Origin of the sequence: Tolypothrix sp. VBCCA 56010 (assembly GCF_050875635.1) — a bacterium.
Classification (GTDB): Bacteria; Cyanobacteriota; Cyanobacteriia; order Cyanobacteriales; family Nostocaceae; genus Hassallia.
Genome location: NZ_JBPAOH010000246.1, coordinates 1 through 7003, shown reverse-complemented (window position 1 = coordinate 7003; position 7003 = coordinate 1). Strand labels below are relative to the sequence as shown.

Here is a 7003-nt window from a genome sequence, read left to right as displayed (position 1 = left end):
AGGTCAGAATGATTCTTTCACTATTGACGCTAGTGGTAAACCCATCCCTGTCGGCGGTGTGCGTGTCAAGCTACCTACTATAGGTTGGGTCAAAACTTATGAAGGATTGCCCCATACCACGACCACCAAGTTATCAATATCTCGGATAGCTGATGACTGGTACATTGCATTCGCGTACGAAGTGGAATGCAAGTCAACACAAAAATCAGTAGATGTCGTAGGCGTGGATTTGGGAATCAAGGAACTGGCTACACTTAGTACTGGTGTTACATTCCCTAATCCAAAAGCCTATAAGAAAAGTATCCAAAAGTTAAAACGATTGTCCAGAGCCTTGGCACGAAAAACTGCATACAGCAACAATCGTCATAAGTCAAAAATCAAGTTAGCGAAGTATCATAACCGTGTTTCAAACATTCGCAAAGATTCACTTCATAAAGTCACCAACTACTTATGCAAAAACCACGCCGTGATAGTAGTCGAAGACTTGAATGTTTCGGGCATGATGCAAAACCATAAGCTTGCTCAATCCATTGCTGATTGCGGATTCCACGAATTCAAGCGACAGCTTGACTATAAATGCAAGAAGTTTGGAAGCAAGCTAGTTTTGGCGGATAGGTGGTATCCATCCTCTAAAACCTGTAGCAATTGCGGTTGCAAGAAAGAATCTCTGTCATTGAGCGAACGTGTTTACAGATGCGAACATTGCGGACACGTGATGGACAGGGATTTAAACGCAGCCATTAACCTATCGCGTCTGGCTAAGGCGTGAATGCTTTCCGAGGGATAACCGCTTCCATGCTCCCCGTGAAGAAAGAAGTAAATGTCTAGACTTGTCTAGGTTTTATATAGCAGCAACATGTTATATCGAGAACTGGCCAGCGGAATATGAGACAACAGCAGTCTACTGTCCTTTAACGCAGCCAGAAGACTGGGGTGAAACTTATTATGTTTATAGTGGTGGACTTAACGGCGTATGTCGCCTTGTTGGTGAGGCAAATGGTGAGGTCATTCCTATTTTTTCCTTTGCTTTCCCAACTATATTAGAGTATTTAATAGTGACGCTAGGAACAGGGGTATCGTTAACTTTATTTATGGAACAGTTGAGGGGAAATCCGCCTCAACTTCCTTCTGAATCAACTGAAGAAACGGATACTCCCCAAAACATTCCTCCTATCCCTAACGACCCAACTCAACCACCAGCAGAAGGTTGGGAATGGAGGGGTAAAAATCCTCCAGGAGGTAATGAAGGAGCTTGGTATAATCCAGGAACTAAAGAATCTCTACATCCTGACTTTAATCACCCACCTCCAATTGGGCCACATTGGGATTATGTAGACCCTAAAAAAAGGCAATGGCGTATTTTTCCTGATGGTCGAATAGAACCTAAAAATACAATTGATATTTAAATTTTGTAAAAATAAAATTTTTTCATGAAAGATATGCTACAAAGATTTAATCTTGAAAATGAAGCTATTGTATACATCAAAGCCTGTTTATCTAACAGTGACAAACCACTTGCTCGTTATCTTTTAAATTTGGACTTAGAAGGTGGAAAAGTTATTACTTATCTACCCGATACAAGCTCTCCAGAAGCTAGATTAAATTTTAAGTGCGGGGGAATAGCAAATAGTGAATCTACAAAAACTGAATTAATTCGATTTATCTATGAATGTTTAAAAAGCCATGAAGAAGGATACACCATTTTTGAAGATACTTTAGCTAAATCAACTGACAAATGGCTATCAAATAGTAAAGAAAATTTTTTTACTTGTAAAGGTAGCATCTATCATTTTCTAAACTCAAAAAACAATAACAAAGAATCAATAAATAATCTAATAACAGAAGCTACAAACGCTTATTTAATTGTAGGAATAATAACATACATCCAAAATAATTTAGAAATTGAAATAGGAAGAGAAATACCATTTAATGTGTTAGAGACATTCGCAAAAAATACTCAATACATTGTAGTAAGTGCATATGATGGCGAAAGTGAATTAATTTGGTTTAGAAAAAATAATAATAAAAATATTTAATTATTGTTTACTAAATAAAAAGCCTAATAAATTTCCCCGATTTAACCTCTTATCTTCCAATAAACGGGGTCTGAATAGCAACGGAATAGGAAATGCTGTTAGTGCATTAGCTATATCGCGTTTCCTGGTCTGCCTTGACTTGCTGGTAGTATCACCGCTAATGTGGTGGATGTATTCCCTATAAATAAGGAAATTTCGCTGCTGGGCATAATGACGTAAAGTAGAAAGCTGGGATTCAGGATTTTGGTCAACCGTCGAAATCCTGGCGTAGAGGGCGATTTTGACAGGACATGTCATGGAAATCCCAATATAGTGTTAACTAAACTAATGTTTCGTTAACTGTAAAATGCCAGTTCGCAAAGCCTTATTTCTTCACCCTAAAATCAGCGTTTTTTTAAGGGGTTTAGTAAACAGTCCTGGCGCACAAAATATAAATACTTAAAACAATATTTTATTAAAACACACTAACCGCATTTTCTGTTCCGTTGCTACTTAGACCCCTAGTTACTATTTTAATCAATTTATTATATTTTATTTGTGATGATAATATTAATTAGATGGGTTCGTTCCAGAAGTAATTACTCTGCAAATAAAACAATATTAAGACATTTGAGATAAAAGCAAAATTTTAGCAATCAAAAATATTTTATTTTATTTTCAAAAGAATATTAAATTTAAATAAAATCATAAAATATTGAAGGTCGAAACCACTTATTTACCATAAATGAAATTATGTAAGGATAAAAACAAATTTATTTAAATAAATTAAAACGTTATTTGATAATTTAATTCTGTGATTTTCGGCTTTGTCACAAAATCTAATACTCAAAAATATTTTAGATATTCGGCAATATTCATTACTTATTTAAAATAGTAAGTAAATAAATGATTTTCACCAGCCTTTTCTGTCAAATGGTGAATCATGGCAGCTATATGTCTATTATCTCGATTACAATAAATATGTAACATTTTTCCAAAAAGTGCTTAAATTATTAAATGGCTATTTTCTTTTCAGATTTCTTCAATATTTCACCGAAACTAATTGAGGAATATGGGGCTTTCAATATATCGCTCATCAATGATCTGCCGTTGTTTGTAGATCCATTTTTGCTGTTCAACAGTGAAAACTCAACCTATCAACAGCTTCATAAAGACATTATTCAGTATATGCGCTTTCTGAAGGAAATGTCTTTATCAGATGAGATTAATCCATCTTTAGTAGATGCTTGGTTTAAGTTCCCTGAAGTTAAGCAAAACTGGCTTGGCTTCAGTATAACAGGCAATGAAGGTCATGGACTCGGAAGGGATTTTGCTCAAGCACTGAACAGAAACTTAAATTCTGTATTTAGAAATTTTGGCGAAGAAACAATTACGCGCAGTAGCCACTTAGAGAAACTATGTCTTGTTCGTGAAGGTGTAGGACGTGATAACATCAGTGACTTTACAACAAATTTAATAAAAAACTTCCTCGCTACATATACTCAAAAATTTGCCTTAACCCATTTATCACCCAATCAGATTAAACGTATAAAAATCAACAAAGTAAAATTTAATTATGATACTCGAAGTTGGACTCATGCAACTTTTCAACTACCCTACATTAACGGTGATTATATTCTCCTTACTCCCCAAGATATTTTAACAAAAGATGAGTCATGGATTAATAGACCGGAGCTTTTAGACCGCTTTAAAGAAATTGCTGGTGGATTACCGAACGAAGTCTTGCGTGCTCAAGTCAATGAATATCTCTTGCGTATTCTTCCAAGTGATCCAAGGGCAAAAAAAAAGGATATTCAAGATGCTATCAGCTTGGCAATAGATAAATTTCCAGAAGTTATTGATCATTACATTCGGGTTAAGGAAGAGGAAGGGGATGAAGCAACCTCTGTTGCTGAAGAACGTGTTGCAGAGGTAAAAGCTCTTTTTGTTGAACAACTTCATGAGCTAGTGAATGAGTATCTAAAGCCAATTGGGTTTTACCAAAACGCAGGGAATACATATGCAGAAGCAAAAGAGCGAGTATTCTTTCTCAAAGATGTTATCGAGAATAAAGGTGGACATCGTTTGTTTTATATTAATGATAAACCTCTTGAACGAGAATCAGACCTTCAAATTCTCTACCGTTTAACATGGTACTCTACTTCTTCTGATATAAGTAGAGAAGTCAATGATGGACGTGGACCAGTCGATTTCAAAGTATCGCGTGGAAAGGCAGATAAGACATTAGTTGAATTCAAACTAGCAAAGAATTCTCAATTAGAAAAGAATCTTGCGAAGCAATGCGAAATTTATGAGAAGGCAAGCGATTCAATATATCCTTCCTTGAAGGTAATACTGTATTTTTCAAAATCTGAACTTGCCAGAGTAGATCGGATTTTGAAACATCTAAACCTCAAAGATTCGCCTCATATCATACTGATTGATGCTTGTGATGATAATAAGCCTTCTGGCTCTAAAGCTTGAAACCCGTTCCCGAAGACCGAGAGGTATTTTGAGACACATTTGACGATACTCTCGTGTGAGTAGCATTGGAACCAAAATGTACGCTAACGAGGGCGATTGCCCGTTTACAAGACCCAATCTTTTATTTCTTATACTCATTTGCTAAGAGTTATGATACAAGGAAAGGGTCATAAAGAGCTTTATCGGATGAATGAACATTTCATTTCCCTACCAGAAAATGTTTACTGTCACCTGCTGGCTATTGCCGAAACGCAGGGGATGACACCTGCTGACTGGATTGCATCACAACTCCCCCCCAATGCTGATCAGCAAAACTCTTTGGCCTCTTCACTCTCAGGGCTGATTGGATCTATTAACAGTCAGGTTGAACCATCTCCTTCCTATGAGAAAACAGTCTTTGGGGAAGCGATCGCCAGCAAGCTTGCCAAACAAGGTATTCGCCAACCGTGATGCTGGTTGATACCGCCCCGTTGATTGCCTTGATTGATGCGGGGCAGGGCGAAGCGCATCACCGCTGCGTCGAAGCCTATCAAAAAATAACCAGCCCGTTATTGACAACGTGGTGCTGTTTTACGGAAGCGATGTATTTCCTGCATCAGTTACGAGGCTGGTTCGCCCAAAACATTCTATGGCAGTTCGTTGACCGGAAGGCGCTCTATCTCCATACTACCGGGATTGAGGAACAGCAGAGAATGCGGGAATTGATGCGGCAGTATCAAAATGTGCCGATGGATCTGGCCGATGCTTCCCTGGTTGCGGCAGCAGAGACACTCAATATCAGACGGATTTTTTCCCTGGACAGTGACTTTTACATTTACCGGTTGCCAGGAAATACAGCTTTTGAAGTTATTCCATAAGAGAAATTATCTAAGAAAAAATAGAGATAATTTAACGCATGTTTATGAAGAGTTGTTCTATAAAAAAAAGGTATTCTTCTACGCCCCAAAACGGTAAATTCCGCCTGTTTTATGTTTGGTACGATACATAAAACAACCGCTTTCACCAGCCCCAAACCAATAGCCAGAACCAGAGAACTCTTATAGACAGGGGAGGAAGACTGAATAGGGGGCGGAAGTCCCCGCCCCCGGTCTTCAAAGGAGGAAAGTATGAGGTACTTCAAGATACTCATACGGGTTCCTCTGGTCTTCGAGTTACGGATAAAAATCATCCGTAACCGTCGCCGGAAGTAACCTCCGGGCGGTGGGGAATGATAGACCCTGCCGCCCGATTTCCTCCCTATCTTACGGATATTTTGTAAAAAATCAATTTTCTTATTGCTCCCTGTTCATCATACCGCTACGTCCCTTCAAATGCTGGCACAATAAAAATTGTCAATCATCGTGAACAAAAGGGAAAACATGGGACGAGCGTCAAGACAGAAAAAACTAAGAAAAACCCTGTCACCCCTGGCAGAACTCAAGAAGCTCGGACAGATAGACGGTGTAATGATGAATATAGAAGGAGCTGTACCCGAAGACTGGCGAAAAGCCGATCAGGAATATTTCAAGCAACACCCTAACGAAACCGTCTACATCCGGTCAGCTTTTCCAGGTGAGTTACCACAATTACCAAACGTAAAAAAAGTTGAAGTCCGTCTCATCGCTGAAGGCACGAGAACAAGAAGACCTGTAGAGTAAATAATGTAAAAAACTGTTATATCTTCCGTAATACCTGAACCTTACCAATTTTTCCGAAAACGTCTCTAAATCTCTCCGGCTCTGTCCCCAGATAAAGGAAATCGTTGTAGTAGCGGGGCGATTGCTGAACCGCGCCATTTTCACTGATGAAAGCGATTCTTTTATACACTTCACAGACAGCGGTGACTTGCTCCTGTAGCTGCTTGTACCATTGCGCCCCGGTACGGTTCAGCAAGATGACGGCAGCGGTTATCGTGCCTACTTGATATTCTGCGATCGCTTTTTCTAGAAACTTCCGCCCCAAGAGCCGGACTTCCGACGATTCATAAGGGGGATTTAAGTAAACTGCCCCTCCCCAAGGCTGAATCAGTCCGTCATCCGCTTTCGTGTAAAAGGTACGCGCCCGAATCCAGGTCTGGGCTAGGGCATTACTGGCGGGGTCCAGGTCGATTTCTCCTAACACCTGCCTGACCAATTCGATATAGGGGAGGGGGGTATAGTGTTCGGGGCTTGCGTCCGGGTCGCCCAAGACGTTACGCACGACAATCCCGCGCTGTTCTGCCCGTCGCAAAAGGGCATCAATCCGCCGCTGGATGTCCCGAATATCCCGTTGCAGCTCTACAATTTTACGTCCCCGTGCGATCGCTTTCCGCCACTCCTTGAGGTCGGCTTCGGACAAATACAGAAATTTTGAGCCGTTCGGTAAATTGGGATTTCTCGAACGCACACACCAGTATGACTTTTTTGATGGGGTGCCGCTGACAGTTCGCTTCTCGATCCACGCGCCGGGGAAATGCGCCCCGGTTGCTTGAACCGCTACAAGTTGTTTGCTTAAGGTTCTGACCCGTTTTAATAACGCTGGTAACG

General features: G+C 40.0%; 10 protein-coding genes. 7 read left to right on the top strand and 3 right to left on the bottom strand.

The window, feature by feature from the left end:
• The 3 genes from AABK37_RS39360 to AABK37_RS39350 form a co-directional block, all read left to right on the top strand.
• The coding region (locus tag AABK37_RS39360) for an RNA-guided endonuclease InsQ/TnpB family protein (protein ID WP_432556828.1) at nt 1-769 on the top strand (769 nt) is incomplete at its 5' end.
• A gap of 61 nt (nt 770-830) precedes the next feature.
• Nucleotides 831-1406 carry a polymorphic toxin type 37 domain-containing protein gene (locus AABK37_RS39355; RefSeq protein WP_432556827.1) on the top strand — a complete coding sequence of 192 codons (576 nt, stop codon included), beginning with the start codon at nt 831-833 and terminating at the stop codon, nt 1404-1406.
• Nucleotides 1407-1430: 24 nt separating this feature from the next.
• Nucleotides 1431-2036, top strand: coding sequence for a hypothetical protein (locus tag AABK37_RS39350; RefSeq protein WP_432556826.1), 606 nt, complete (start codon nt 1431-1433; stop codon nt 2034-2036).
• On the opposite strand, the gene AABK37_RS39345 is transcribed toward AABK37_RS39350, so the two are convergent.
• Complete coding sequence (locus tag AABK37_RS39345; protein ID WP_432556825.1) at nt 2037-2333, bottom strand: recombinase family protein; 297 nt, start codon at nt 2331-2333, stop codon at nt 2037-2039. It abuts the gene before it with no gap.
• A gap of 699 nt (nt 2334-3032) precedes the next feature.
• On the opposite strand from AABK37_RS39345, the gene AABK37_RS39340 reads away from it, so the two are divergent.
• From AABK37_RS39340 to AABK37_RS39325, 4 genes are all read left to right on the top strand, one after another.
• On the top strand, nt 3033-4499 hold the full coding sequence (locus tag AABK37_RS39340) for a hypothetical protein (RefSeq protein WP_432556824.1): 1467 nt from the start codon (nt 3033-3035) through the stop codon (nt 4497-4499).
• Nucleotides 4500-4685: 186 nt separating this feature from the next.
• Nucleotides 4686-4949, top strand: coding sequence for a hypothetical protein (locus AABK37_RS39335; RefSeq protein WP_432556823.1), 264 nt, complete (start codon nt 4686-4688; stop codon nt 4947-4949).
• Entirely contained in the window at nt 4949-5356 is a 408-nt protein-coding gene (locus AABK37_RS39330) for a type II toxin-antitoxin system VapC family toxin (protein WP_432556822.1), read from the top strand. Before AABK37_RS39335 ends, AABK37_RS39330 begins: the two co-directional genes overlap by 1 nt.
• A gap of 501 nt (nt 5357-5857) precedes the next feature.
• A complete protein-coding gene (locus AABK37_RS39325) occupies nt 5858-6136 on the top strand; it encodes a hypothetical protein (protein ID WP_432556821.1) in 279 nt (92 codons plus the stop codon).
• Between the two features lie 16 nt (nt 6137-6152).
• On the opposite strand, the gene AABK37_RS39320 is transcribed toward AABK37_RS39325, so the two are convergent.
• Nucleotides 6153-6815, bottom strand: coding sequence for a DNA N-6-adenine-methyltransferase (locus AABK37_RS39320; RefSeq protein WP_432556820.1), 663 nt, complete (start codon nt 6813-6815; stop codon nt 6153-6155).
• Nucleotides 6763-7003 (bottom strand): hypothetical protein (locus AABK37_RS39315; protein ID WP_432556819.1); only part of this gene is annotated, 241 nt, incomplete at its 5' end. The genes AABK37_RS39320 and AABK37_RS39315, both read right to left, overlap by 53 nt.